The organism is Pedobacter sp. FW305-3-2-15-E-R2A2 (assembly GCF_038446955.1).
In the GTDB taxonomy this organism is placed as follows: domain Bacteria; phylum Bacteroidota; class Bacteroidia; order Sphingobacteriales; family Sphingobacteriaceae; genus Pedobacter.
The window spans coordinates 1,180,235-1,205,383 of record NZ_CP151803.1; the positions used below are offsets into that span (position 1 = coordinate 1,180,235).

At 42.2% G+C, this 25,149-nt stretch carries 24 protein-coding genes and 1 tRNA gene; 12 read left to right on the plus strand and 13 right to left on the minus strand.

Annotated elements, in window-relative coordinates; genetic code table 11:
* Positions 1–72: 72 nt before the first annotated feature.
* Positions 73–2,037, plus strand: coding sequence for a glycoside hydrolase family 97 protein (locus AAFF35_RS04890; protein WP_342331285.1), 1,965 nt, complete (start codon positions 73–75; stop codon positions 2,035–2,037).
* Between the two features lies 1 nt (position 2,038).
* The gene (locus tag AAFF35_RS04895) at positions 2,039–4,417 is read left to right on the plus strand and encodes a family 78 glycoside hydrolase catalytic domain (RefSeq protein ID WP_342331286.1); all 2,379 of its coding nucleotides are present in this window, start codon (positions 2,039–2,041) and stop codon (positions 4,415–4,417) included.
* Positions 4,418–4,603: 186 nt separating this feature from the next.
* Here the strand turns inward: AAFF35_RS04895 and AAFF35_RS04900 are convergent.
* Positions 4,604–4,674 (minus strand) — tRNA-Met (locus tag AAFF35_RS04900).
* Positions 4,675–4,867: 193 nt separating this feature from the next.
* Here AAFF35_RS04900 and AAFF35_RS04905 point away from each other — a divergent pair.
* The 3 genes from AAFF35_RS04905 (at position 4,868) to AAFF35_RS04915 (ending at position 8,913) form a co-directional block, all read left to right on the plus strand.
* Positions 4,868–5,047, plus strand: a complete 180-nt coding sequence (locus AAFF35_RS04905) for a histone H1 (protein WP_073230680.1) — start codon at positions 4,868–4,870, stop codon at positions 5,045–5,047.
* Positions 5,048–5,160: 113 nt separating this feature from the next.
* Entirely contained in the window at positions 5,161–7,362 is a 2,202-nt protein-coding gene (locus AAFF35_RS04910; protein WP_342331287.1) for a glycoside hydrolase family 97 protein, read from the plus strand.
* A gap of 222 nt (positions 7,363–7,584) precedes the next feature.
* On the plus strand, positions 7,585–8,913 hold the full coding sequence (locus AAFF35_RS04915; protein WP_342331288.1) for an alpha-L-fucosidase: 1,329 nt from the start codon (positions 7,585–7,587) through the stop codon (positions 8,911–8,913).
* 43 nt (positions 8,914–8,956) lie between these two features.
* Here AAFF35_RS04915 and AAFF35_RS04920 read toward each other — a convergent pair whose 3' ends face one another.
* Positions 8,957–9,418, minus strand: coding sequence for an SRPBCC family protein (locus AAFF35_RS04920; protein ID WP_342331289.1), 462 nt, complete (start codon positions 9,416–9,418; stop codon positions 8,957–8,959).
* Between the two features lie 131 nt (positions 9,419–9,549).
* Here AAFF35_RS04920 and AAFF35_RS04925 point away from each other — a divergent pair, with 131 nt between their 5' ends.
* Together AAFF35_RS04925 and AAFF35_RS04930 are read left to right on the plus strand one after the other, a co-directional pair.
* Positions 9,550–10,890 (plus strand): polymer-forming cytoskeletal protein, encoded by a 1,341-nt coding sequence (locus tag AAFF35_RS04925; protein WP_342331290.1) that lies wholly within the window; start codon positions 9,550–9,552, stop codon positions 10,888–10,890.
* Between the two features lie 103 nt (positions 10,891–10,993).
* On the plus strand, positions 10,994–11,191 hold the full coding sequence (locus AAFF35_RS04930) for a hypothetical protein (protein ID WP_342331291.1): 198 nt from the start codon (positions 10,994–10,996) through the stop codon (positions 11,189–11,191).
* Positions 11,192–11,212: 21 nt separating this feature from the next.
* On the opposite strand, the gene AAFF35_RS04935 is transcribed toward AAFF35_RS04930, so the two are convergent.
* From AAFF35_RS04935 to AAFF35_RS04950, 4 genes are read right to left on the minus strand one after another with little or no spacing between them, the layout of a single operon-like run.
* Positions 11,213–12,532 carry a HAMP domain-containing sensor histidine kinase gene (locus AAFF35_RS04935; RefSeq protein ID WP_342331292.1) on the minus strand — a complete coding sequence of 440 codons (1,320 nt, stop codon included), beginning with the start codon at positions 12,530–12,532 and terminating at the stop codon, positions 11,213–11,215.
* Position 12,533: 1 nt separating this feature from the next.
* Positions 12,534–13,208: a response regulator transcription factor gene (locus tag AAFF35_RS04940; RefSeq protein WP_342331293.1), complete on the minus strand. Its 675-nt coding sequence runs from the start codon at positions 13,206–13,208 to the stop codon at positions 12,534–12,536.
* A 10-nt stretch (positions 13,209–13,218) separates the two neighbouring features.
* Positions 13,219–14,061, minus strand: a complete 843-nt coding sequence (locus tag AAFF35_RS04945; protein ID WP_342331294.1) for a hypothetical protein — start codon at positions 14,059–14,061, stop codon at positions 13,219–13,221.
* Positions 14,062–14,071: 10 nt separating this feature from the next.
* Complete coding sequence (locus AAFF35_RS04950; RefSeq protein WP_342331295.1) at positions 14,072–14,365, minus strand: hypothetical protein; 294 nt, start codon at positions 14,363–14,365, stop codon at positions 14,072–14,074.
* A 173-nt stretch (positions 14,366–14,538) separates the two neighbouring features.
* Between AAFF35_RS04950 and AAFF35_RS04955 the strand changes: the two genes are divergently transcribed.
* Positions 14,539–15,336 carry a DUF4382 domain-containing protein gene (locus AAFF35_RS04955; RefSeq protein ID WP_342331296.1) on the plus strand — a complete coding sequence of 266 codons (798 nt, stop codon included), beginning with the start codon at positions 14,539–14,541 and terminating at the stop codon, positions 15,334–15,336.
* Between the two features lie 78 nt (positions 15,337–15,414).
* Here AAFF35_RS04955 and AAFF35_RS04960 read toward each other — a convergent pair whose 3' ends face one another.
* From AAFF35_RS04960 to AAFF35_RS04970, 3 genes are all read right to left on the minus strand, one after another.
* Positions 15,415–15,603: a quinol oxidase subunit 4 gene (locus AAFF35_RS04960; protein ID WP_342331297.1), complete on the minus strand. Its 189-nt coding sequence runs from the start codon at positions 15,601–15,603 to the stop codon at positions 15,415–15,417.
* Positions 15,604–15,741: 138 nt separating this feature from the next.
* On the minus strand, positions 15,742–16,572 hold the full coding sequence (locus AAFF35_RS04965) for a M57 family metalloprotease (RefSeq protein WP_342331298.1): 831 nt from the start codon (positions 16,570–16,572) through the stop codon (positions 15,742–15,744).
* 194 nt (positions 16,573–16,766) lie between these two features.
* Positions 16,767–17,627, minus strand: coding sequence for a LysR family transcriptional regulator (locus tag AAFF35_RS04970; RefSeq protein WP_342331299.1), 861 nt, complete (start codon positions 17,625–17,627; stop codon positions 16,767–16,769).
* Positions 17,628–17,866: 239 nt separating this feature from the next.
* Between AAFF35_RS04970 and AAFF35_RS04975 the strand changes: the two genes are divergently transcribed.
* Positions 17,867–18,955 (plus strand): helix-turn-helix domain-containing protein, encoded by a 1,089-nt coding sequence (locus AAFF35_RS04975; protein WP_342331300.1) that lies wholly within the window; start codon positions 17,867–17,869, stop codon positions 18,953–18,955.
* 198 nt (positions 18,956–19,153) lie between these two features.
* On the plus strand, positions 19,154–19,339 hold the full coding sequence (locus tag AAFF35_RS04980; RefSeq protein WP_342331301.1) for a hypothetical protein: 186 nt from the start codon (positions 19,154–19,156) through the stop codon (positions 19,337–19,339).
* On the opposite strand, the gene AAFF35_RS04985 is transcribed toward AAFF35_RS04980, so the two are convergent.
* From AAFF35_RS04985 to AAFF35_RS04995, 3 genes are read right to left on the minus strand one after another with little or no spacing between them, the layout of a single operon-like run.
* Positions 19,332–20,966 carry a tyrosinase family protein gene (locus tag AAFF35_RS04985; protein WP_342331302.1) on the minus strand — a complete coding sequence of 545 codons (1,635 nt, stop codon included), beginning with the start codon at positions 20,964–20,966 and terminating at the stop codon, positions 19,332–19,334. The genes AAFF35_RS04980 and AAFF35_RS04985 overlap by 8 nt on opposite strands.
* Before the next feature lie 4 nt (positions 20,967–20,970).
* Entirely contained in the window at positions 20,971–21,450 is a 480-nt protein-coding gene (locus AAFF35_RS04990; protein WP_342331303.1) for a hypothetical protein, read from the minus strand.
* A 37-nt stretch (positions 21,451–21,487) separates the two neighbouring features.
* The gene (locus AAFF35_RS04995) at positions 21,488–21,910 is read right to left on the minus strand and encodes a hypothetical protein (protein ID WP_342331304.1); all 423 of its coding nucleotides are present in this window, start codon (positions 21,908–21,910) and stop codon (positions 21,488–21,490) included.
* 336 nt (positions 21,911–22,246) lie between these two features.
* Between AAFF35_RS04995 and AAFF35_RS05000 the strand changes: the two genes are divergently transcribed.
* A complete protein-coding gene (locus AAFF35_RS05000) occupies positions 22,247–22,687 on the plus strand; it encodes an SRPBCC domain-containing protein (RefSeq protein WP_342331305.1) in 441 nt (146 codons plus the stop codon).
* 78 nt (positions 22,688–22,765) lie between these two features.
* Here AAFF35_RS05000 and AAFF35_RS05005 read toward each other — a convergent pair whose 3' ends face one another.
* Positions 22,766–23,317, minus strand: a complete 552-nt coding sequence (locus tag AAFF35_RS05005; RefSeq protein WP_342331306.1) for a hypothetical protein — start codon at positions 23,315–23,317, stop codon at positions 22,766–22,768.
* A 213-nt stretch (positions 23,318–23,530) separates the two neighbouring features.
* Between AAFF35_RS05005 and AAFF35_RS05010 the strand changes: the two genes are divergently transcribed.
* The gene (locus AAFF35_RS05010; protein ID WP_342331307.1) at positions 23,531–25,144 is read left to right on the plus strand and encodes a Na+/H+ antiporter; all 1,614 of its coding nucleotides are present in this window, start codon (positions 23,531–23,533) and stop codon (positions 25,142–25,144) included.
* The last annotated feature ends 5 nt before the right edge of the window (positions 25,145–25,149 follow it).

Here is a 25,149-nt window from a genome sequence, read left to right on the forward strand (position 1 = left end):
TCAAGAATCTGGTATATAGGGTTTTGAGTGTTGGTGTTGTGGGTATATCAGGATGATATAAAAACATTTAAAATGAGATATTTAATTTCAACATTCGTATTTATCATGTTGTTTACCGGCCAGATGAAATCGGCGACAGCAAAAGATTTTATTCTGGAATCGCCTGACAAAAAATTGAAGGCAACAGTGACCATTAACGGTGGTTTAAGCTATAGCCTGGCCTACATGGGGAAAGTCTACCTGCTGCCATCGGCGATAGGAATGACCCTGGCGGACGGAAAAGTATGGGACGGAAAGTCAAAATTAATTCGCTCCGGCACTTCGCAGACAGACCGCATACTCCAGCCCTTGTATGGAATCCGGGCCAAATTACGGGAGCATTACAAGGAACTGATCCTGGAGTTCTCAGGTGATTATTCCGTCATATTCCGGGTATATAATGAAGGTTTTGCTTATAGGTTTCGGACTTCATTAAAAGACAGTTTGGTACTGAAATCAGAGCAATCGGAATTTCGGTTTAACGGAGATTATCAATGTTATTTTCATCCGGCACTCTCTGAAGCAGATTACCGTTTGAATAAACTCTCTGAGGTGCAACAACCCAATTATTCCAGTATGCCGCTACTCCTGAAAACACCTGATGAACTGAACATCATGATTCACGAGTCCGATGTAATGGATTATCCTTGTATGAGCCTGTCTTCGTCGGGAACAACTGAAAACAGGTTGATGGGCAACCATGCGGCTTATCCGAAGCGGGTAGAAAAAGGAGGTCATGCAAATTTCAACCTGCTGGTTAAAGAAAGAGAAGACCATATTGCCAGAACAAAAGGCCCACGCAGTTTCCCATGGAGATTGATCAGTTTTGAAAAAGAAGATGGAAAAATCCTTGCTAATCAGCTGGTGTATTTGCTCGCTGCAACGTCTGTAATAAAAGAAACGGCCTGGATTAAACCAGGAAAGGTGGCCTGGGACTGGTGGAATGCATTAAATCTTTCAGGAGTTGATTTTAAGACGGGCTTCAATACGGAGACGTATAAATATTTTATTGATTTCGCAGCGCGTAACGGTATTGAATACATCAACCTTGATGAAGGATGGAGCGACCAGTTTGACCTGATGAAGATCACTGATAAACTGGATATGCCGGAACTGATCCGCTATGCCAAAGAGAAAAAAGTAGGCATCATTCTATGGTGTGTCTGGTATACGCTCGACAGGCAGATGATCCCCGCATTGGATCAGTTTGAAAAATGGGGAATCAATGGACTGAAGGTCGACTTTATGGACCGGGACGACCAGGTGGTGGTGAATTTTCAGGAACGCCTGCTCAAAGAAGCTGCCAGCAGAAAGTTGCTGGTCAATTACCATGGCGCTTATCATCCCAATGGGATGGAACGGACTTATCCGAACTATATCAATACGGAAGGGGTAAAGGGGCTGGAATGGAACAAGTTTGATGCAGGAGGGACTTTACCGCAGACTGATGTGACAATTCCCTTTATCAGGATGTTTGCCGGAGCAATGGATTACACACCGGGTGCGATGCAGAATTACAATAAAGCAGATTGGAAACAGATTTTTGACAGGCCGATGAGCCAGGGAACACGCTGCCATCAGCTGGCGATGTATACGGTATATTATGCCCCGCTTCAGATGTTGGCGGATGCACCCACTGCTTATGAAAAAGAACCGGAATACCTGAAGTATTTGTCGGGGATCCCTACAGTATGGGATGATATTTTTCCGCTGAACAGCAAAATAGGGGAATATGTTTGCGTAGCCAGAAAGAAAGACAAGACCTGGTTTATGGGAGCAATGACCAATTGGAGCCCAAGAACGCTAAACGTAAACCTTGACTTTCTGGACCCTGATCAAAGCTATCAGGCTGAAATTTTTATGGATGGGCCGAATGCGGAAAGGGTGGGCAGTGATTACCGTCGGGTAGTGAAAACGGTTAAAAAGGGCGATGAAATAAAACTGGAGATGGCAGCCGGCGGCGGTTGGTCTGCGAGGTTCAGTTTAATCAACAAATAAGATGAAAGGAAGAAAAAAATTAATGTTCATAGGGATGCTGTTTGCGGTTACGCTAAGCCGGGCACAGGATATAGCCATTAATCCTGCTTTGCTCAAGGAATCCTGGTCTGCTTCCTGGATTACCAAACCAGGTGCTGCGCAGCGGGAATATGGAGTTTACCACTTTAGAAAGCATTTTTCATTGCCGGCAGTACCCGCATCTTTTGTGGTACACCTTAGCGCTGATAATCGATACCGTTTATTTGTAAACGGACAGCCGGTATGTTCAGGCCCTGCAAGAGGCGACCTCTTCAATTGGTATTTTGAAAGTCTGGATATTGCCCGCTATTTAAAACAGGGCAACAATGTAATTGCAGCAGAGGTTTGGAACATGGGGGCGCTCGCTCCGGTGGCGCAGATCTCTAATCAGACGGGTTTTTTGATGCAAGGGAATACCCTGGCGGAGTCCATGGTCAATACGGATGATTCCTGGAAGGTCTTGCAGAATAAAGCGTATTCCCCAACCTCCCTGGATAACGGAGAAAGGTTAAGGGCATATATGGTGGTTGGACCTGGAGATCATGTAAAGGGGGATGTATATCCATGGGGCTGGGAAATGCCCGGATTTGATGATGCTTCATGGATTGCCGCTAAAGGTATTGCCGCCCCCGTCCCGGTGGGGTATGGGACAGATAATTTATGGACTTTAAAGCCAAGAAATATCCCTTTGTTCACAGAACATATTTCCAGATTCAGCAGCATCAGAAGAAGTACGGACAACATCGCTTCTGCCGGCTTCTTAACCGGTAAACAGCCGATAAAGATTTCAGCACATCAGACGGTTAAAATTTTGCTGGATCACGAAGTAAATTGTATCGGCTATCCGGAATTGCGGGTAACTGGAGGCAAGGGGGCGCTGATTAAGCTGACTTATGCAGAGGCCCTGGTTGATAAAGACCGGAATAAGGGCAACAGAAATGAAATTGATGGGAAGGAAATTATAGGCAATTACGATGTATTTATTGCAGAGGGTGGCAGAGGCCGAAGGTTTCGCCCGCTTTGGCTGCGTACTTACCGCTATGTGGAAATGGAAATCAGTACGGGGGATGAAGCGCTGCTTATTGATGATTTTTATGGAATGATGACCGGTTATCCGTTGGAAATGAAGGCCTCCTTTAGCAGCAGTGACCCTTCATTGGAGGAGATTTGGAAGGTAGGCTGGCGTACCGCACAGCTTTGTGCGGGCGACCTGTATTACGATTGCCCTTATTACGAACAGCTCCAGTATACGGGAGATAGCAGGATTCAGGCGTTGATTTCTTTGTATCTGACTGGTGATGACCGTTTAATGCGCAAAGCAATTCTGGATTTTTACCATTCAAGAACCCCCGAAGGACTTACGCAGGGACGCTATCCAAGCAACCGTTTACAGATCATTCCACCCTTCTCACTATTCTGGGTCTCGATGATCCATGATTACTGGATGCATAAAAGGGATGACGAATTTGTCAGGCAATTTCTGCCGGCCATTAACGAGGTAATGTCCTGGTACATGGAGCGAAGGGATGCCGCAATCGGAATGCTGGGACCGATGAAGTGGTGGAACTTTACAGACTGGGATAATTTTGACGATTGGGGCGTAGCGCCCGGAGCTGCACATGGTGGTTCTGCGATTATTTCTTTACAGGCTGCCTATACGATGGACCAGGCTGCGGAGCTGTTTTCGGCATTTGGAAAAAGTGCAGAAGGAAGCGGTTTTCTAAATGCTGCTGAATTGCTGAAGTCAGCCACTTATCGCAAATGTTATGATCCGGCAAAAGGACTTTTAGGGGATACGCCTGATCAGTCTTCCTTTAGTCAGCATGCCGGAATCTGGGCGATACTTAGCGGAACGGTGAAAAATATGCAGGCAAAGGAGCTGATGCAGCGCTTGCTTTCTGATCAATCCATTGGTCAGGTGACCTTCTTTTACCGCTTTTACCTGGCACAGGCGATGAAGAAAGCAGGAGTAGCAGATCAATATTACGGACAGCTCGGCCCCTGGCGAAAAATGCTTGCCCTGGGCCTGAGTACTTTTGCGGAAAAGCCCGAACCGGCCCGTTCAGATTGTCATGCCTGGAGTGCCAGCCCTGATTATGATTTCCTGTCGACCATTTGTGGGATCATGCCGGATGCTCCGGGTTTTAAAAAGGTGAGGATCGCGCCTGCTTTAGCAGGGTTGAAATGGATTAAAGGGAATATGCCACATCCTGATGGCATGATCTCGGTTGCAGTAAAACGGAATGCTAAAGATTCGGGCATCAAAGCGATAGTGGTATTGCCGGAAAAACTGGAAGGTGTATTTGTCTGGATGGGAAAAGAAATCAAACTGCATGGAGGCAAACAGGAGTTTAACTTATAACCTGTTCACAAAAAAGGCTATCTGATGAGGGATAGCCTTTAATAACCAAAGTGTAAATTAAACGAGTACTTAAATGTTTGTGCTTCGCAGCATGAAACCTTAAAAAAAGCAGCTTGCAATGAGTAAACAAGCTGTCAAAACATGGAAAAGTTTAAGCTCGACCTAATGGCTTTCGCTACCACTTAGACGTCATGAGCGGAATCGAACCGCCATTCTAGGTTTATGAAACCTGTGCCTCGCCACTCGGCCACATGACTATAACTGATCAGCTTTCCTGCTGCTGATGAAACAAATATAGATAATGTCTACTGAATTAGTAGTATTTATTTGTAATTTTATTTTTAATCCTTATGTTTACACTATTAAGCGCATTCAGAAGGGCATAGAGATGCTTTTTTAGGTAAAGCTTGACACAGATAACTAAGAAAAAACCAATTAAAAAAAAGAACCATGAGTAAATTTGCAAAACTAAAAGAAGTAGTAGCTGCGACAGAAGCAGATGTAGAAAAATTTTATAACGGTGGCAACAGTGCTGCAGGAACCAGAGTGCGTAAAGCTTTACAGGAGATCAAAGGTCTTGCTCAGGAAATCCGCACTGAGATCACGGAAAAGAAAAACGCTGCAAAATAAGCAGTATTATGGTGTAATCAGATGTTAATGATCTGGTTACACTTTTTTTATCATGCATCGGGAACGTTCCCGTTAAATTTATATCTTTGCTTTCACACCTAAATATTATAAATGTGAAAAGGATATTGATCGCCCTGTTGTCTTTATGCCTCTCTACGGAGCTGGCAAGCGCACAAGACCTAAAATCGCCCGATGGAAAACTGTTGATGAATTTTTCAGTTCAGAACGGAGGGATACCTACTTATAAACTGACCTATAAAGGTAAAGTTGTGCTTAAACCAGGAAAACTGGGATTAGAGTTGAAAGATCAGGTACCTCCTGCAAAGTTTGGTACGGAGATGGGAATGAAATCAGGACCAGCCAATCCAAAGACCTCTTTATATGATCAGTTTACCATCGCTGATTCCAAAACCAGCTCTTTTGATGAAACCTGGCAGCCGGTCTGGGGAGAGCTGAAAAACATCAGGAACCATTACAACGAATTGGCGGTCACTTTACACCAACAGGGAACCGACCGGAATATCCTGATTCGCTTTCGTCTTTTTAACGATGGACTGGGATTCCGTTATGAATTCCCTCAGCAGAAAAACCTGAATTATTTTGTCATAAAGGAGGAAAAAACACAATTCGCCATGTCGGGGGATATGAAGGCTTACTGGCTTCCTGGTGATTATGATACCCAGGAATATGATTACACCACTTCTAAGCTTTCTGAGATCAGGGGCTTATTTCATACCGCGGTGACGGATAATTCTTCCCAGACCCAATATTCTGAAACAGGGGTGCAGGCGCCTTTGATGCTTAAAACCAATGATGGACTTTACATCAGTATCCATGAAGCGGCGTTGATCAATTATTCAACGATGAACCTGAACCTTGATGATAAGAACATGATTTTCGAGTCCTGGTTAACACCAGATGCAAAAGGAGATAAAGGATACATGCAGTCTCCTGCCACCTCTCCCTGGAGAACGGTGATCGTGAGCGATGATGCACGCGATATTCTGGCCTCCAAAATGACTTTGAACCTAAATGACCCTTCTAAAATAGAGGATACCTCCTGGATTAAAACGAGTAAATACGTTGGGGTATGGTGGGAAATGATCACCGGAAAAAGCTCCTGGGCTTATACTGATGAATTGCCAAGTGTACAATTGGGCGTAACGGATTATACCAAAGTAAAGCCCAATGGTAAACATGGTGCAAATACGGCTCATGTAAAAGAATATATTGATTTTGCGGCCAAACATGGTTTTGATGGTGTGCTGGTAGAGGGCTGGAATGTAGGCTGGGAAGACTGGTTCGGCAATTCTAAAGATGATGTCTTTGATTTTGTAACGCCTTATCCGGATTTTAATGTAGCAGAAATCAGAGACTATGCAAAAAGTAAAAATGTAAAAATGATCATGCATCACGAGACCTCTGGTGCGGTGAGAAACTACGAACGCCACCTGGATCAGGCCTATCAGTTCATGAAAGACAATGGCTATGATGCGGTAAAAAGTGGGTATGTAGGAAACATGATCCCTCGCGGCGAATACCATTACGGACAATGGCTGGTCAATCATTATCAGTATGCACTGGAAAAAGCAGCGAAGTATAAGATCATGGTTAATGCACATGAAGCGGTTCGCCCAACGGGAATTAACCGTACCTATCCTAATCTGATAGGCAATGAATCTGCCCGTGGTACGGAATATCAGGCTTTTGGCGGCAGTAAAGCAAACCATGTAACCATTTTACCCTTTACCCGTCTGATTGGCGGTCCAATGGATTATACACCTGGTATTTTTGAAATGGACATCTCAAAGCTGAATCCGGATAACAAATCCCATCTGAATGCGACGCTGGCCAATCAGCTGGCATTGTATGTCACCATGGCCAGTCCTTTACAAATGGCTGCGGATCTGCCTGAAAATTACAACCGGTTCCTGGATGCTTTTCAATTCATTAAGGATGTCGCCATGGATTGGGACGATAGTAAATATCTGGAGGCAGAGCCGGGCGAATATGTTTCTGTAGCGCGTAAAGCCAAAGGAACGAACAACTGGTTTGTAGGTTGTGTAGCTGGGGAGAACGGTTATACTTCAAAGATCTCGTTTAACTTTTTACAACCAGGTAAAACCTATGTGGCGACGATTTATAGTGATGCGAAAGAGGCACATTATAAAACGAATCCACAGGCCTATCAAATTCGAAAAGTGTTGTTGAACAGCAGATCAAAGCTGACTCAGTTTGCTGCTCCGGGAGGAGGATATGCGATCAGTATCATCGAAGCTGATCCATCTCAAACAAAAGGACTGAAGAATCTGTAAGCCTTTAGCTCCCAATGAAAAGCCGTTTTGCTAAAAGTAAAACGGCTTTTTTGTGAATTGACAAATGGTTCCGATTTGTATAGTTTCATTGGATATAAGTTTTGTGATTCAGAAGAAAAATGTAAAACTAAATGATTGCCAATTTCGCTTAATCATTTGGCAGGATTTCAGAATTAGTAAATCATATTGCAACTATCTTTACTATAGCCAACTAAAACAAGTATGAAAAAAAATATCCTGATGATCAGCTTAATGATCTTTCTTTCCTCTGCGGCCTTTGCCCAGAAGAACTACATCGAAGAATCAAAAGAAACCAAAAGCAAGCGCATGCAATGGTGGGACGATGCCACTTTTGGCATGTTTATCCATTGGGGGATTTATTCCGTTCCCGCGGGGGAATACAATGGTAAAGGTGGAGGAGCGGAATGGATCATGGAAACCCATAAAATTCCAACTGCGGAATATGAGAAATATGCCGCTCAGTTTAACCCTCAACAGTTTGATGCGAAACAATGGGTCAATATTGCGAAAAATGCAGGGGTAAAATACATTGTGATCACTTCAAAACACCATGATGGTTTTAGCATGTGGGACAGTAATGTGACCAAATACGACATTATGGACGCTTCTCCCTTTAAAAGAGACATCTTAAAAGAACTTTCTGATGCCTGTAAAGCTGCCGGAATTAAGTTTGCGCTGTACCATTCTATTATGGACTGGCATCAGCCGGATGCGATGTCAAAAGGGTCTATCCATCAGAATACGGCCAACCCTGATTTCAACAAATACCGGGAAGAATATTTAAAGCCGCAACTCGCAGAGCTGATCAAAAAATACGATCCTGCAATCCTGTGGTTTGATGGAGAATGGATTCCGGAATGGACAGAAGAACAAGGTAAAGATCTTTACAATTACCTGCGCGGGATCAAGCCTTCCCTGATCATCAACAACAGGGTAGGGAAAGGTCGCGACGGCATGCAAGGCGTTAAGAAATATAAAGACGCCGCAGGTGATTATGATACCCCGGAACAGGAAATTCTGGCCGGAGCAGGACAAGATTATTGGGAAAGCTGTATGACGATCAATAACAACTGGGGATACGTGAAAGCTGACCATAACTGGAAGTCTGCACAGACCTTAATTGACAACCTGATAGACATTACCGCCAAAGGAGGAAACTACCTGTTAAATGTAGGCCCTTCTGCAGAAGGACTAATTCCTGGTCCAAGTGTGGAAAGGCTGACAGAAATGGGCGATTGGCTCAAAGTAAACAAAGAAGCCATTTATGCCACCAAAGGAGGAAAGACCTATAAAGAAGGAGAACACATTAAGTTTACCCAAAGTAACAATGGCAAATTCACTTATGCGATCTTTAATAAGGCAGAAAACAATGAGCTGCTGCTCAAAACGGTTCAACCAAAAGAAGGATCAAAAATTTATATGCTTGGTGTAAAAGAGCCATTGGTTTGGAGCAAAAAGGGAGACAATGTAGTCATCAAACTACCTGCCGAACTGCCCTGCAAATACGCATGGGTAATCAAAATGGGCTAAGCTTTAACCTAAATAATATCCTGTTCCGCTAAGGAACAGGATATTATTTAACGCCTTTTGGAAATTTATCGGCAATTAAGTTCAGGTTGATTCCATGTTCGAGATAGGCTTTAAGTCCATCTACGACGGTGGTGAAACCTCCGCTTGCCCCACTGATCTCTGTTAACAATTCATCCCCTGTGGTCTGGAAGCCATATTGGGTAATTTTTACATAGGTAGCCTCATCGCCCATTGGCTCGAACTCAAAGTCGACAATCGTGGAGTACTGGTCCCAGTCTACCGAGATTTTTCTATCTGCAACGATTTCTCTCACAAACACGGTGCTGGAAACACCGTACATTTCCCATTCCCAGGTCACACTTTTTCCGGTTTCAAGTTTAGCACTTCCCTTGGTAAACCAAAAGTTTTTCGTGATTTCCGGGTCAATAAACGCATTAAAAACTATTGCCGCAGGTTTTCTGATAAGCATCTGGGCCTCTACATGAGGTGTTTTTTTGATTTCCATAAGATTTGTTTTAGATAGAATGATCAGCAAATTAAACAAATGACCCTGATTTTCGTTTTCTTTATTTATAGAAAATATAGGATGCCAGTCCTTACATTTTTTCGATACTTTCGTGATTTAAAATAAGAACAATGTATTTTTTTAGCTTAGTTCCGATTGGAGAGGTCATCAACAGATACCCATTTCTAAAACAGTATGAAGGGTTTAATTTGTATGATGACTGGAATGAGGAGGATTATTTTTTATTGGCAACCGGCGATGTGCAGATCTCCGGACACTTTTACCTGGATGTGTTTGAGGAGGAGATAAAGAAATGGCTCTATAAAACATTAACAGCTAAACCGCGGAATGTGGAGGCCAGAATAGAAGGCATTCTGATCGACGGAAATCTCCATTGCGAGGGTTGCGTAATCAATAAAGAGGGTGATTATGGTCCCTTTGTATATGTGAGCGGAAATGTAACCTGTCAAAGCATGTTACTTGGGGGTGCTTATGTGATTGTGAATGGAAATGTAAGCGCAACGGAAGTGGTTATGACGGATTACAATCATGGGCATTTTGCATGTGAGGGAACCGTTTATGCACCTGTATTTATTGCAAATGATCACAATACCTATGTAAAGCAATCTATAAATGAGCTGTTTTATTATAACGACAGGGCAGCTGACCACCCTGAAGAAAATAATTGTTATGAAGATGAGGCGACTGAAGAATCGTTTTTCTCCAGGGAACTGGCCCGGCATTTAGACAATCCGCTCAGCCAGACTTTCGAAGAATTGCTGATGGATCTGGAGAACGGAGAATTTGTATTAAAGGGGCAGACAGGAACACTTAAAGACGCTGCGTACTGGAAAAAAAAGACCATACAAAACTACCGCAATCTAAAGCGTGTTCCAGCTGTATATAAAACCGAAGATTTGTGTCTGCAGGTTTTACAAAAGAGCTTCTATGCATTGCCTTTTGTGCCTGAAGAATATATTACAGCAGCCCTTTGCAAGGAATTGGTGGTGAAAGATGGTTTTGCGATCAGAGCAATACCGGAAAGATGGATCAGTCCGGAGCTTTGTATGCAGGCTGCATTAGCGGGAACAATGCTGCAGTTTATTCCTGCTCAGTTTATCAGTGAAGAAATCATTATTACTGTCTTTTCCAACAGTCGCACACAACCGGATATTAATGAGGTGCCGGCAGCTTTTATAACGGAAGATTTGCTGGTACGGTATGTCATGTTGGGGAAAGGTTTGTGGCTGGATAAAGCCTGTACAGAAAATGGTCTCAGTAAAATTGGCGTGATCAAAAAAGTGATCGATGCGGGCATCAGCCATATAGATACCATCTTCGCAAATCATTGTAGCCGGGAAGCATTTGACTATGCTCAGTTGTTGTATAATAAGCCGGCATATCAGTCGGAATGGGATAAATATATGAATACTTACAGGAATAAGCTGGGAAGAATAGGCGTCGTGGTGTAAGCGAAAAAAATGCTTGTTAATTTTTCGGTTGTCAGTCCATTCTGACCATTCTACTTTTGATTCATCATTTGATATGTCCCTCAAATGAATGAAAGTCATTTTTATGAACAGAAAAAATAACAACTCAAAATGGCTTACATTTTACGCCGTGATTACGCTGGGCGGCCTATCTCCGGATTACCTTAAGGCCTTTTTTTATGGCATTTCCGCCAATATCGGCTGTCTTTGTATCATACTGCTGATGCTCTGGTTAATTCCAAAACCGAAAAATCAGCTGGTGGCGCTGCCGGAAGCGATTTAAAAATATGCGGAATGCCACCGGTTAAAAGTAATCAGGGAACACGATGTTAAAGGTGGTTCCCTTTTTTATCTCAGAGCGGACCTCTATCCTAAGGTTATGGTAGACTGCAATGCTTTTCACGATGGCGAGGCCAAGACCGTATCCAACACTTTCTTCGAGATTTGTTTTCCTGAAACGGTCAAAGATAAAAGGCAAATCCTCTTCCGGAATGCCAATGCCGGTGTCGCTGATGGTGATCTCATAACTGCCTCCTTTTTGATACCCGTCTTTTATGATGATCTCTCCATTCTGACGGTTAAACTTTATCGCATTATGAATAAGATTGAAAAACAATTGAAACAGCAGGTCCCTGTTGACTTGCCTAACCATTGAATTTTCGGAGATATGAAGGATAATTTGTATGTTTTTCTCTTCCAGCCGATGGCTGATCTCTTCGATAATCTCATTAAATAATTCTAAAGATTTAACTTCTTCTTTTCTGATGTATTGCTCGTTCTCAATCCTGGAGATGAGCAGCAGTGAACCGGATATCTTCTTTAACCGGTCTACAGTTTTCATCATTTCTATAATTGCCAGCGTGGAAGGCTCATCCAGCACTTCTTCGGCGAGGAGGTTTTCCATTTTATTTTGAAGAATGCTGATGGGGGTCATGAGTTCATGGGAAGCGTTGGAGGTAAACTCTCTTTCCTTATGAAAGGCTTCATTGATCTGATTCATCAATGCAGTGAGCGACTCGTCCAGGTATTTGAAATCGGTAGTGCTTGTTCGAATCAACTGTGGCTGATCTTCGAAAGGGAATTTCCGGCTGACTAATTTACTCTTAATAATTTTTGCTAGCGGACGGATGATCAAACGGGTGAAGGTAAGGTCAATTAAAATAGTTAAAGCGATTAAAATGACTAACACATATAAGGCAAACCGTTGTAAAGGTTTGTTGTATTGATTGATGCTGGCAGTGGTCTTTCCAATTTCCAGCAGGTAATTTTTCTGATGGTCTTTAAAAGTATGACTGAGCACCCTGTAATTGAGCGTATCTCTTTCCAAAAGACGCTGGGAGTCTTTAATGGTGTTGATATTCATGGAATCAGCAACCGGAATGATGGCAATAAACTCTTCTTTTAACATCGTATAGCTGCCATAATTATCGTCGCCCTGGAAATAGTAATCCAGTCCGTTCTTTTTGACGATGCTCAGCACCTTTTTTCGTTGTTGATGCAGGGTGTAATTGGTGTATTCTGAAGCGATCTGGCGGACAAGGAAAGGAAGGAGGAGGATGAAAAGCAGCACAATCGCCAGCTTAGACCCCGTGATAAAAAGGGTAAGTTTCGTTGATAATTTCATGTTATTTTCTAATTCGGTAACCTACACCGCGTACCGTCTCCAGCCATTCGGTATCTGCCCATTGGTTGAGTTTTTTTCTGATATTTTTGATATGTGCATCGATATAATTCGAGTCATAATCATCATTAACAAAAGTTCCCCAAATGTGTTCGCTCAGTTGTGCCCGGGTAAGCACCCTGTTTTTATGGAGCAGGAGGTAACTGAAAAGGTCGAATTCCTTGCGTGAAAGTCCGATTTCGGCTTCCTCAAAAATGACCAGCCTTTTTTGCAGGTCAATATTAAACTTCCCTATAGCCAAGAGTTCCTGGCTGATGTTGAATCTCCGGCGGGCGATGGCTTGCATTCTGGATTGCAACTCTAAGAGATAGAAAGGTTTTGCCAGGTAATCGTCGGCACCCAGATCGAGTCCCGAAACCCGGTCTTTGAGATTGGTCCTTGCGGTGATAATGATATAAATCGTATCAGGATTGTCTTTTTTGGTTTGTTTAAGCAGGTCAAGTCCGTTTCCATCGGGTAGGCTGAGGTCTATCAGGATATAATCGTAGGTATTCAGCGCTATCTTCTTGAGCGCATCGTTGAAAGCGTAGGCGATATCACAAAGATAATAGGCCTTGATCAGAAAAGCCTCCATTTCATGGGCCAGGGTTTTCTCATCTTCGACAATTAAAACTTTCATAGCTAAAAGATTAAAACTGATAATAGAAAGCGAGTCCAAAGAAGGACTGCTGATGCTTTAATTCCGGTGCAGCACCGGGACCGGGAACAGACAATTGGTAACTGACTTCAGCGATGTAATTTGCCCGGCTCAGGCTCAGGGGAAGTTTGAAGTTGTAAGAGAGCAGGTTGAAGGTATTGCTGGCTACTGTGGTGGTTTCGGGAGCTACAGGCTTGCCGGGCGGTAAAACTGGTTTTCCCTTACCTTTCGCCTGGTCACGCTTACTTTTTTCTATGGTATAGGTTTCATAAAAATGTTTGGTTCCCGCGATCAGCTCAATTGCCGGTTCTATATAAAGGGTGTTTTTCTCGTTAAATAAACTGCCGATGCTGATTTCTTTCGAATTGGATAAGCTTAGAAAAACATCGCTCTGCTTGCCAAAGGCATAGTCCGCACTGAAGTCTGTTTTGAACCACGGCCACAAATAACTGGTTGATAGGTTGATGTTGTTTTCATTGGAGGCTTGTAATAACGGAGAGTTTTCAGGGAAAAACGAACGGCTATAAGATATACCTGCGGTCCATTTGTCGCTAAAATCGTAGTCATAGCCCAGTCCTAAATCTGTTTCAGATATTCCTGAACCATAATTCAGGAGTTTATAGGCACCTGCAGAAAAGTGGATCCCTATTGGAAACCGGAGGGTAGCATTGGCGAGTACGTAAGGGAGCTTTTCATCGGTCACCTGTCCGTAGTAACTTACATTGCTGTTGTAAAGCGCTGCGAACGTAAGCGTTGTTCTTTTTGAACTGTCTTGCTGCGCCTGGACCTGAATTGAAAACAAACAAATGAACGTAGAAATGAGGAGGAGTTTCATAGGTTGGATACTATGGTCTTTTAATTTTTGGACGGATCACTTTAATTGGTTTGCCTTTAATGTTTGGTTTAACGATTACCGGTCTCGACTGCTTCTTCGCTTTTGGAATTTCTCTGATGTCCGGGATATTTTGTTCCTGCTTGCCCTTATCCTCGCTTTTCTTTTTCTCTTTCTCTTGTTGCTGACGGCTAAGACTGTCGCGAACCTCTTTATCATACATTGGTGTGATTGCCCATAGGGATATCGGCAACAACAAAATGACAATGATGTTCAGTAAGGTACGGAAAATGAAGGTACTGCCCATATATAAATATAAAGATTCTATAGCTAAAAGCCCAGTATGGCAAAGATGATTAGTCAACATGAAAATAAGATGAAAGTTTAGGGTCAGATAATCTCAAAATTTCATGTTGCTTTCATGTTCGCTTTTCAATTTTGGGTAACGAAAAGGTGAATGTCTATTTAAAACTAAAACTTATGAAAAAGAGAATCTTATATGCCGGACTAGTCATACTGACGGTAGGACTAATGGTCCTTAACGGATGCAAGAAAGACGGTAGTAACAATACTGGTGGAACGACAAAAGTTCAGATCAGGATGACCGATGCGCCAGGGGATTTCGACAGAATCAACCTGAGTGTTAAAGAGATTGTGCTTTTATCTGGTGGTAAACCTTATGTATTTGCTGCAACGGTAAGTACTTTTAATATCCTTGATTTTAGGATTGGAACGAGCAATCCTGATATTTTAGTCGCTTCAGGAGAAATGCCTTCCGGCGAGATCAGCGAAATCAGATTGGTTCTTAACGACAACAATACAATCGTTGTAAATGGGGTAACACAGGATTTAAAGACGCCAAGCGGACAATCGTCAGGATGGAAAGTGAAGCTGAGTCAAAATCCTAGTTTGGTGCCGGGAGTAACTTATTCGCTGTTATTGGATTTCGATGCGGCAAAATCTATTGTGAGTACTGGTAATGGAAAATATTTACTGAAACCGGTAGTGCGTGGAATTACTGCTGCTACTTCAGGCCTGATCTCTGGTACAGTGATGCCTTTGGCCAGTCACCCTGAAGTATTGGTGATTGCCGGAACAGATACTGTAGGTACAGTAGCAGATCCTTTAACCGGTAGATTCACTGTGGGGGGCCTTGCAGGTGGAAGCTACTCCGTAAAATTCGCACCGGTTATTGGCTATAAAGACAGTACCCTAACGAATGTTCAGGTGGCTCTTGGTCAGAACACCAGTCTTGGAACTGTAGTGCTTAAACAATAGGGGAGGGAAGCGTATCGCCCGAATAAAAAAGGGCTGCGTGATAGATGAAAAGCCTCCTTCGGGAGGCTTTTTCTATTTCTAATTTTTTTTCTGTTGCCCTGGAGCAAAAGGTTTCGCTGATTTAGATCCGCTTCCTTTTTTTGCCTGGCCTGGTGGCACTTTACCACTATTGCCTGCAGTGCGATAAGTAGTGCAAGCAGTGCTGAGCATGATTGCACAGGCTGCAAGTATCAAATAAGTTCTTTTCATCTTTGTTTGTTTCTTCATGGCAGGCTAATAACGTGCCAAAAAAAGCCTCCTGACTTTGGGGTCAGGAGGCAAATTTGGTTTGCACGCCAAATTATAAGTCGATCAGCTACTGTTCAATAATAGATAATGAATGAATAAGGATTAGTTAATAGGTCGTTATTTGTAAAGGTAGTTTAGGGCAATAAGATCGTTTGCATTAAACGTTCTGTCACCTCCGTTAGAGCAAGCTAGCATAAATGATTCTGCATCTGCTTTAGATGGAGTACCCGGAATTTGAACAGCACCAACACCAGCAGTACCTTCATTAGACCTTCTTCCTCCACAGCTATAAGCGCGGTTCATGTAATCCGTATGACGGAAGCCAATACAATGGCCTACTTCATGTTGCAATACCGAAGTTAGATACAGAAGGTTTGGATTCGTACCATAAGCATTTACGTTGGTATTCATTTTAACCTGGTTGAAGGGTTGTCCTGCAGCAGTAGGGAAACCCGCTGAGCCTAAAGTAATATAGCCTCCGCTAGGTCCTTCGTTAAAACCGAAAACATCAATGTTTCCAGTGGTTCCGGTAGTTGCTCTCTGGAAAGTCAGTTTCAACCCCTGTGCATTGTACCTGGTAATCATCAGGTCAACAGCATCGCTATAAACCTGTGGTAGATTGGTCACCGAAACGGTAATTACTCTCGGAAGACCGGTTACTAAATTGGTAGTTCTGTACTGCTCTGTTTCAGCAATGCTTAAATTGGCACCTTTTGATGTATTTGAGAGGTTATCATCAGTTAAAAGAATATCTCCTTCCACTAAATAGCCGCCATCTACCTTTCTTGCGCCATCAATACTGAAGCCTAAGGAAGTGATTTTTGATAAAGTGGTTTTGGAAATTTCTTCATTGCTTGTCGTTTCTACCGTATCTTTTTTCGTACAGGCGAACAGAGATACAGTAAGCGCGCCGATTAAGGTCAGCGCCAGCAGGTTGTTTTTTTTCATAAATTTAAGTTTTTCATAAATATTATGGTTCAGTTAGTCGATCTTTGATCAAATTAGAATTCTTTTTTTTGTAATCAAAATATTACAAATAGAATATTCTTATTTATAATGATTATTGACGAGATAAATTCTTTTAGATAGCTTTTTTAAGTTTTAAGTATTGTATTTTACTGTTGATAAAGAATAAAGTTCTGTTAATGTGTCTCATACATTTCCACAAAAGCCTTCAATAAGGGATCTTGTTCTCTATTCTTTCTATAAATAATCATGGTCTTTGTGCTGCCCAGTTCCTTCCCGATAGAAAAGGTCCTCAGCTTTCTGTTGGAATAATACTGTTCAATCAGTTCCAGGGGCAATATGGTAATGGCCAGGCCTGTTTCTACAAAATTGACGATGCCTTCCAGAGAATTGACAACGGTGCTTTTATAATTGACGATCCCTTGATAACTCAGCCAGGATTCCAGTCTTGCCCTGTAAACACAGCCTTGTTCAAAGACGATGATCCTTACCTGCGGATCCAGTATGATATCGTTCAGTGTTTCGTATTTGCCGGAACTGACGATTACCAGCTGTTCTTCTTTGATCAGCCGCTGCTCCAGATCAGGAAGGGTGATTGGTGCAGTGATAAATGCGGCATCCAGCTTATAATTCATGACTTCCTGGATTAAGTCGGGAGACATGGCCGATTTAAATTCCAGTTCAATATCCGGGTACATGGTGTTGAAACGTTGTATAAGCCCTGGGACTTTTAAGGCCATGGTGGTTTCAATACAACCTATTTTTAAATGACCGATGAGCTGATCATTGTCGGAGAGTTCTCTTTTCGCGGCTTCAACCAGCTGGCTGATCTGTTTGCAATAATGCAGGAGTGTTTCGCCGGCAGCAGTGAGTTGTACCCTTCTTGTCCGGGTAAAGAGGGAAACACCAAACTCTTCTTCCAGACTTTTGATCCTTGCCGTTACATTGGATTGAACAGTGAAAGTAGCCTCCGCAGCTTTGGTGAAACTGCCATGTGCAGCTACTGCCTCAAATATTTTGAAATCATTGGTGTTCATGTAATTACTAATTGTGATTTGTAAATATATTATAAATCATTTTTTAAGATTAAAATAGGCATTAATATTTGAATTATCATGAAAGTAGCTGTTGTGGAAGCGTTACTTTTTTGATAACATTGCAGACCTTCTGATCTCTTGCTGTAATGAACCTACTGTGCATTATTTTACTCTCACTTTCTACTATAAATAGCCTTACCTTAATTTTTAAGCCTGAGAATCCATATTTAAAAAATAAGATGCTCGGCATCTCGCTCTTTTGCTACAACATCTCTCTGCTGGTTTATTTTTTATGGTTTGAGAACGGGTATATCGTTGATCATCCGCATTCGCTTCGCAGCATGAGCCCTTTGATGTATTTAAATGCACCATTTTTTTACTTTTACATCAGGAATTCCCTGAAGAATATAAATGGGCTTAAAAAGACCGATTATCTGCATTTTATTCCGGCATTCGTTCACCTTCTGGATTTAATCCCTTTTTATTTACTGTCTTTTGAGGAGAAACAGGAGATTGCTAAAATGATCTTTTTGAACAAGAATTTATTGTACTATGTAGGCTCCGGACTGATTCCAATCTCCTTTCATTACCTCTTCCGACTTGCATTACAATTGATTTACTTCTGTTACTGTGTGTACCTGGTGAGAAAGCTGCGGCCTCAGCTGATGGCCCTGATGAATAAAGAAAAACTGGGGAACTGGCTGTTTATTTCCCTCGTTTTAATGGGCGGGGTGGCCATCAGCAACTTCTTTTACATGATTGCCTGTTATTTTGGCGAAAATCAGCATCAGCTCTCCGGGGCAAAACTTATTTTTTCGAGTATAGGGACTTTGGGCATCCTTTGCCTTAACCTGTATATCAATTTCAATCCGGAACGGGTTTATGGATACTTTAATAAAGACGCAGATAGAGAAATAGGCGAAGGAGTACCTGTCGTCAAAACAAGTTCAGTGGAGAATCCGGTAATGGTCGAGATTAAAGACACTGATCTTTTATTGGAAAAAATCAGGTATGCTTTGCATGAAGAACAGGTTTTTTTAAATAAGGGAATCACCATCGTTGATTTTGCGAAAAAGATCGATGTTTCTCCTAAGCTCCTGTCTACCCTTATTAACCGGAAATTCGAAACGAATTTTAATGAGTTGATCAATAATTACCGTGTTGACTATGCAAAAGACCTGCTGGAAAAAAATATTTTGGAACGTTATTCCATTGAAGGCTTAGCGAATATGGCAGGATTTAACTCCAGGATAACATTTTTCAATGTGTTTAAGAAGAAAGAAGGGGTTAGTCCAAGTGAATACCTGAAAAGGTCTTTAACTGCTTAATAATAAGCTTGTTGCCTGGGTTTGTTTTACTCTTTTTTGGAATATTTACGACGTTTATCTTGTTTCATATTCGGTTTTTGAAACCATAACCGGTTGTGACTTCATTTTATTTTACGGTATTTAGTGTCGTCAAAGGCAAAAGCGCTGGGGGGAGCTTTTTGTCTTGACAAAAAAACGAGATTTCTCGAAACTTATCATATGACGCGCTCAACGTCGCAGCCGGAGTTCCTTCGGCTGCTTTTTTTATTGCGCCTGTTTTTTGTCGCTTTTGAAATATTAGCCTTCCTCACTTCGATTCCCTGGAAGCTAAATGAAGAAGGCAGCCCTATTGCTGCCTTCCATGAATTCGGTGCCCGGCCGGATGGCCAGATCCGGATTAAATAATTTCCAGGTGGAATCCGGTAACCGGCTTTTCCAGTGCATTTAATAGCTTGGTTTTATTGGTGCCGTTGATGAATCCATCCCTTCCATGTATTTCAATTTCTACATGTTCGTAAGGGTTCTCATTCAGCGCTGAAAAAAGTTTGTTTTCTATTACCGGAAGTTTAAAGAATGCTTTTACTTCCAGGTGCGTCTGGCAATTGGCACAGAATTGTGAATTCCATCGGCTCAGTATGGCTTCTGTTCCCAGATGAAGCTTTTCTCCGTTCACATTCATGAATGCGGATACGGTAAAAGAACCTCTGATCGGCGCTTTATTGATTTTGCTGACTTTGATAATTTTGCTGGGGAAAGGCTCTTGTTTTTTCGCCATAAAGAGCGTCGCATGGTCATCCATGGAACCCTGACTATAGGTATAGCCTAATTGTGTTTCAATATTGATGCAATCTTTGGAGTTGTAATAGTCTGTTTCATTCTTTTTAAAAGGCTCCAGCGGACTGTCCAGTGTTAACCAGGTATTTGGCGCAAATCCAGGTGTGGGCCCTTGATTGTCAATGGTGTTTGTTCCAGGGTATTCGGGGATGATCTCCAGTTCATCTGTAGCGCCATTTTTTTTCTGCCACAACCAGAACACCCGGTCAATATTACAATGGTGAAAATAAAAGATCGGATCGAATGCTGCAGTATCGTTTTCGCCCATATCCCCATTTGCTCCTGGAATGGGCGATTGGTTATAAACCGGGATATCACAACCTCCAACAGCGAGATGGATGCTGTTATGTGGCGATTCCAGGGGAACAACGGCCTTAAAGTTAGGATCGTTAGTGATTGGTTTGCCGGTTGCAGGATCAATCGTTTGGCGGTCCTCATTCCATTGGGCAGCGGAGCTGGTATTCGAGAAGACGGTATAATTGGGTGCGTCCAGGCAATCTTTGAACTTCTGAACCAGATTGGTTGGAATGGTCACTTTGTCCACTACAATATGAGAATTTAGCCAGTCTTTTATGTTGTTATTGAGTATTTTAACATTGTCTTCACATTTAGGGAACAGCGCATTGTGTGCAAGCGTTGCTGCAATATCATTTGGTCCCATCAGACCAGATAATGGATAACGTTTGGTTTCGTAGTCTTTCGGTTTGGAATAATCCGCCTGGGGATCCGGACTGATGTTGTCGGTAATGTTCCTTGGAAAGATAAAAGAGCGTAAAGGATTATCGATTGTTTTGTCGTCAAGAATAAAACTTTCATCGGTTAAGCAGGACGGAATCCCGTAGAGAATGCTGCTTTCATCGGTTTCATCCCAATAAGGCAAAACTACATCCTCACAACCCGGGATACTTTGTAAAGCTTGTTCCAATCTAAGCAGGTAAACACGGTGCCAGGTTGGAAACAATATGTTTCCGTGGTTACAGTAGCCACCCCAGTAACTGGCGTTGCCCCAGCCACCACCTCTGAATGGCTCCCCGTGGTATCCACCGATCTTAAAAAAGGAATTGTCATCGGTATAATCGAGTTCTTTGATGCCTTTCCAGGCTCTCATCAGGTTTTCCAGGGGTTCTTTAACCCCGTTTGTATAATCTATTTGAAGGTCAATCAAAGAACGTCTGGTTTTTAATTTTGGAGTTGTCATAGCGTTAATCTTTAAATTGTATGCGTTTAAAATTAGTTAAGGGTATACGGATATTGGAAAAATTGTTGAGTAATGAACCTGAGATGATCAGGATCATGCCAGTTACAGAAAGCCATTGGGCTAAAGGGAAAAATACTTTGCCCGATAAAATGACCACAGCTCCTGCCAGACTGATCAGGAAAGGGAGGTATCCTTTTTGAGGGATTTTTCTCCACAGCATCACCAGATGAAAGGCTAAGAAAGCCATTAAGACAGGAAATAACCAAGGCATATAAGGCAACCTTGCAAGCCCGATGCTTCCGAACATGCTCATATATATCGCCCAGCAGAAGGGACATTTTGGGAAAAAGGCAATCAGAATGCTCATCAATACGGAAGGCAGCACACGTCCTGTTTTTTTGACCCCGGAAAATGACTCGCCCATGCTTTCGTCCTGCGAATTGTGATGACAATTGCAGGAACTCATTTCTTTAGAGTTACTCATTAGAAATAGGTTTTAGAAGAGTTTGAAGAAAGGATGGTTAGGCTTGTGTTTGCAGTATTGCATAAAAGGAATATACCGCTCCGGCCGGGCTTGTGGTGCCATTATCGCCGGGATGCGGGATCACTCTCGTGACACTGCCCACCAGCACAGGGAACTGGTCAATTCCATTGGGTATCACAGGAACCTGATAGCATAGATAACTATAAAGCCATGGATCGTCGCCTACTTTACCAAAACCCTGGAACCACAAAGTGGCTGGGTTTCCATATTGAATAGAACCTTTCAGGTCCAGGCTCCAGCCATCACCGCCGATTGTTCCTGAAATACTGTTGTCGTCAGCGATGTTGATTTGCAAGATTGCCCTGCCTTCTTCGAGGAGATCGAAATCTGTTGCGATGGCAGGATTGTTTTTTAAGCTTCTGTAGGTCCAGATGCTTGTTTTTGAGATAGCGTTAGTCATGATATTGGTTTAAGATGATCAATAATTTACATAGGATTGTATTTTTTTAATGAAGATAAGCATTTATTTTTAAGTAAATATTCTGAATGAAAAATGAATAGGTCTGAACATGTAATGAATAATTTTTTGTTCATTATCTGTGTTTTTATTAATCTGATTTTATCTTTTTAATGCCCGTTGGTATGGATTTTATAGCTCTTTTAGCCAGGGATGTCTTAAATAGCCCCTGAAAATGTCGTGATCAGCCACCTTGTAAATCAATCTGTTGTCTTAACTTTAGATGTCCGGGATAGGCTGGCTGACAAATGTAAGTGTTGTTGTTTAAAATATATTCTTATGAAAAAGCAGGAATTTAAAATTTTGATTGATGCCCCACGCGAAAAAGTATGGGATGTGATTATTGGAAAGGATACTTATCCTCAATGGACTGCTCCTTTTGCGGAAGGATCTAACGTGGAAACAGATTGGAAGAAAGGAAGCCGGGCACTGTTTGTAAATGGAGAGGGCGATGGTATGGTCTCTGAGATTGCAGAAAATATCCCTCATGAGTTTCTATCCATCCGGCATTTGGGAATGATCAATAAAGGAGTGGAGGATCTGGATAGTGAAGAAATTAAAAAGTGGTCTGGCTCTATGGAGGATTACAGACTCCGTGATGTAGATGGTAAGACCGAATGGAAGGTAGAAATGGATACCGCCGCGGACTGGGAAGACTATATGGGTAAAACCTGGCCATTGGCGCTTCAGAAAGCAAAAGAACTGGCCGAAAAATCCTGATTTTTTAATGCCTTGAATTTACATTTGGCAGCGTCATAGAGAAGATGCTGCCAAATGTAAATAGGTTTTAGGGCTAGATTAGTCCCATTTTACGTTCAGGTTGTTGTCTGTAGCGAATGCTTTTCCCTTTTCTAACAACCGGATATATTTCTTTTCAAACGCTTCATTATATTTTTCATCAATTTCCTTAACGATCAGGTCTTTTTGTTCCTGTGGGCCTTTGGTATCACATAGCTTTGCATAAGCCATGTATTCGTTCTTATAGACAGGAAGAACAAATTCAAAAAGCTCAAGGGATAATGTTTTTATCTCCTTTTTAACACCGCTTTCTGATAAGTTTTTAATGTCTTTTATACTCTTTTCGATATACAGAATCTGATTGCTGATATTTTTCTGTGCTTCATCTCCTTTTTTCTTGCTTGCTGGTACTCCAGGAAATTCTTTGGTTTCGTCATTGAGTCTTCTGGCAAAGGTAGGGGTACCAAACTCCCGCAAGATATTGGTATTGAGTACGGCAATGCCGAAAAAACGATCTGCAGATTCCGTACAGGCAGTTAGGAACAGCAGTCCGCTAAGTAGTGTGATTAATAAACGATGTGTGGGTGTTTTTTTTAAAATGGATGTCATCATGCTTTGGTAAATGGGTAAAATCTCTATTTTCTTATGGGCACAAATTTAGAATTAATTTCTGATCAGCACCTGGAATGGTAATGACCTGGAAGCAGTTTTAATTGGATTTTAGTATAGGTTTTGCAAAGCGCTGTTCAACAGCTACAACAGATCGTTTTTTTTAACGATATTGGTTACAAATCAGCAGAAACACTCAAACTTATTCTTTACATAATGCTTCACGACAACCTTATTCTCATTCTTGTCCTGCTTTTAGGTGTTACCATTCTCGTGATGATTGGGCATAAACTGAAAGTTTCCTATCCAATATTTTTAGTGTTATCAGGGCTGATCATCGGATTTGTTCCCGGCATTCCGCATATTTTTGTCGACCCTGACATTATATTCCTGCTTTTTCTTCCTCCTTTATTATACGAAGCTGCCTGGACAACATCCTGGAAAGACTTTTGGGAATATAAAGGCGCTATATTCTTAATGGCTGTCGGTCTGGTTTTGATTACTTCTATTGCAGTAGCCTATGCATCGGTTGCATTTATTCCAGGTTTTACTTTGGCTCTTGGCTTTTTGCTGGGCGGTATTGTTTCCCCGCCGGATGCGATTGCAGCTTCTACCGTTTTAAAGGGGGTAAAGATTCCAAAAACCATTAATTCCTTGCTGGAAGGAGAGAGTCTGATCAATGATGCTTCCAGTTTAATTGTGTTTAAGTTTGCCCTTGCGGCGGTAATTACCGGGAACTTTGTGTTCCAGGATGCTGCTTTAAATTTTGTGGTGGTTGCAGGATTTGGGATTTTAATCGGTCTTGGAATCGGTTGTATATTTTATGCGATTCACCGTTGGTTACCTACCAATGAAAATATAGATACTGTTTTAACATTACTGACACCTTACTTTATGTACATCGTAGCAGAACACTTTAAGGTGTCAGGAGTGATGGCTGTGGTCTCCGGAGGACTTTTTCTCTGTAGCCAGTCGCACGTGATTTTGACGCCCAATTCCAGGGTTAAAGTTACTGCCGTCTGGTCTGCCACCACATTTATGATGAATGGTGTTGTTTTTATCCTGATCGGATTGGCATTGCCTGATATTGTAGCCGGTCTGGGCTCGGATTATCCATTAAAAACCGCGATAGGTTATGGAATTGGCATCAGCTTACTGACACTGGTGGTCCGGTTTGTCTGGTTGTTTACAACGAGCAGGCTGACCAGGCTGGTCAACAAAAAAACAAGGATTCGCTATCAGGGGATGACCTGGCATTCTTCTGTTGTCATTGTCTGGGCGGGGATGCGTGGCGTGGTTTCACTCGCTGCTGCATTGTCTATTCCCTTGTTGCTCACTGATCAGACGGCCTTTCCTTTAAGGAACCTCATTCTGTTCATCACTTTTGTGGTGATCCTGGTCACCCTGGTCTTTCAGGGGCTTTCTTTGCCCTATATCATCCGGTTATTGAAAATACCGGAAAACACCTATAAGCTGTCGGAAGAGGAACAGAGTTCGCAGATCCGGCTTAGGTTGATTGACCGTTCTCTGGAAAGAATGCAGCAAAATTATAAGTCTCAATGTATCCACAATGAGTTGGTGGTTAGCTTTAAGGCAGAACTGGAAAGATCGCTGGTCGACAAGAAGAGTGCCCTGCAGGCCATGCGGGAGGGAAAGGTTGACCTTGAGGAACTTAAAGTATATAAGGAAATGATGGTGGATCTGATTCATATCCAGCGTCATGAATTACACCTCCTGAAAAAAGACAGGAATTACGACGATGATATCCTCAGAGAGGAAGAGAAACGACTGGATTTAGAAGAATTGAGCAGTAACGGAAAGCTGTTCTGATCCTG

What these genes read in the sequence shown, in the direction of transcription:
- AAFF35_RS05005 (WP_342331306.1), bottom strand. Translation starts at nt 23,317, where the DNA reads ATGATGACATCCATTTTAAAAAAAACACCCACACATCGTTTATTAATC.
- AAFF35_RS04940 (WP_342331293.1), bottom strand. Translation starts at nt 13,208, where the DNA reads ATGAAAGTTTTAATTGTCGAAGATGAGAAAACCCTGGCCCATGAAATG.
- AAFF35_RS04985 (WP_342331302.1), bottom strand. Translation starts at nt 20,966, where the DNA reads ATGACAACTCCAAAATTAAAAACCAGACGTTCTTTGATTGACCTTCAA.
- AAFF35_RS04995 (WP_342331304.1), bottom strand. Translation starts at nt 21,910, where the DNA reads ATGACTAACGCTATCTCAAAAACAAGCATCTGGACCTACAGAAGCTTA.
- AAFF35_RS04935 (WP_342331292.1), bottom strand. Translation starts at nt 12,532, where the DNA reads ATGAAATTATCAACGAAACTTACCCTTTTTATCACGGGGTCTAAGCTG.
- AAFF35_RS05010 (WP_342331307.1), top strand. Translation starts at nt 23,531, where the DNA reads ATGCTTCACGACAACCTTATTCTCATTCTTGTCCTGCTTTTAGGTGTT.
- AAFF35_RS04890 (WP_342331285.1), top strand. Translation starts at nt 73, where the DNA reads ATGAGATATTTAATTTCAACATTCGTATTTATCATGTTGTTTACCGGC.
- AAFF35_RS04915 (WP_342331288.1), top strand. Translation starts at nt 7,585, where the DNA reads ATGAAAAAAAATATCCTGATGATCAGCTTAATGATCTTTCTTTCCTCT.
- AAFF35_RS05000 (WP_342331305.1), top strand. Translation starts at nt 22,247, where the DNA reads ATGAAAAAGCAGGAATTTAAAATTTTGATTGATGCCCCACGCGAAAAA.
- AAFF35_RS04920 (WP_342331289.1), bottom strand. Translation starts at nt 9,418, where the DNA reads ATGGAAATCAAAAAAACACCTCATGTAGAGGCCCAGATGCTTATCAGA.
- AAFF35_RS04960 (WP_342331297.1), bottom strand. Translation starts at nt 15,603, where the DNA reads ATGAAGAAACAAACAAAGATGAAAAGAACTTATTTGATACTTGCAGCC.
- AAFF35_RS04970 (WP_342331299.1), bottom strand. Translation starts at nt 17,627, where the DNA reads ATGAACACCAATGATTTCAAAATATTTGAGGCAGTAGCTGCACATGGC.
- AAFF35_RS04930 (WP_342331291.1), top strand. Translation starts at nt 10,994, where the DNA reads ATGAACAGAAAAAATAACAACTCAAAATGGCTTACATTTTACGCCGTG.
- AAFF35_RS04990 (WP_342331303.1), bottom strand. Translation starts at nt 21,450, where the DNA reads ATGAGTAACTCTAAAGAAATGAGTTCCTGCAATTGTCATCACAATTCG.
- AAFF35_RS04965 (WP_342331298.1), bottom strand. Translation starts at nt 16,572, where the DNA reads ATGAAAAAAAACAACCTGCTGGCGCTGACCTTAATCGGCGCGCTTACT.
- AAFF35_RS04895 (WP_342331286.1), top strand. Translation starts at nt 2,039, where the DNA reads ATGAAAGGAAGAAAAAAATTAATGTTCATAGGGATGCTGTTTGCGGTT.
- AAFF35_RS04945 (WP_342331294.1), bottom strand. Translation starts at nt 14,061, where the DNA reads ATGAAACTCCTCCTCATTTCTACGTTCATTTGTTTGTTTTCAATTCAG.
- AAFF35_RS04975 (WP_342331300.1), top strand. Translation starts at nt 17,867, where the DNA reads ATGCTCGGCATCTCGCTCTTTTGCTACAACATCTCTCTGCTGGTTTAT.
- AAFF35_RS04905 (WP_073230680.1), top strand. Translation starts at nt 4,868, where the DNA reads ATGAGTAAATTTGCAAAACTAAAAGAAGTAGTAGCTGCGACAGAAGCA.
- AAFF35_RS04925 (WP_342331290.1), top strand. Translation starts at nt 9,550, where the DNA reads ATGTATTTTTTTAGCTTAGTTCCGATTGGAGAGGTCATCAACAGATAC.
- AAFF35_RS04980 (WP_342331301.1), top strand. Translation starts at nt 19,154, where the DNA reads ATGACGCGCTCAACGTCGCAGCCGGAGTTCCTTCGGCTGCTTTTTTTA.
- AAFF35_RS04950 (WP_342331295.1), bottom strand. Translation starts at nt 14,365, where the DNA reads ATGGGCAGTACCTTCATTTTCCGTACCTTACTGAACATCATTGTCATT.
- AAFF35_RS04955 (WP_342331296.1), top strand. Translation starts at nt 14,539, where the DNA reads ATGAAAAAGAGAATCTTATATGCCGGACTAGTCATACTGACGGTAGGA.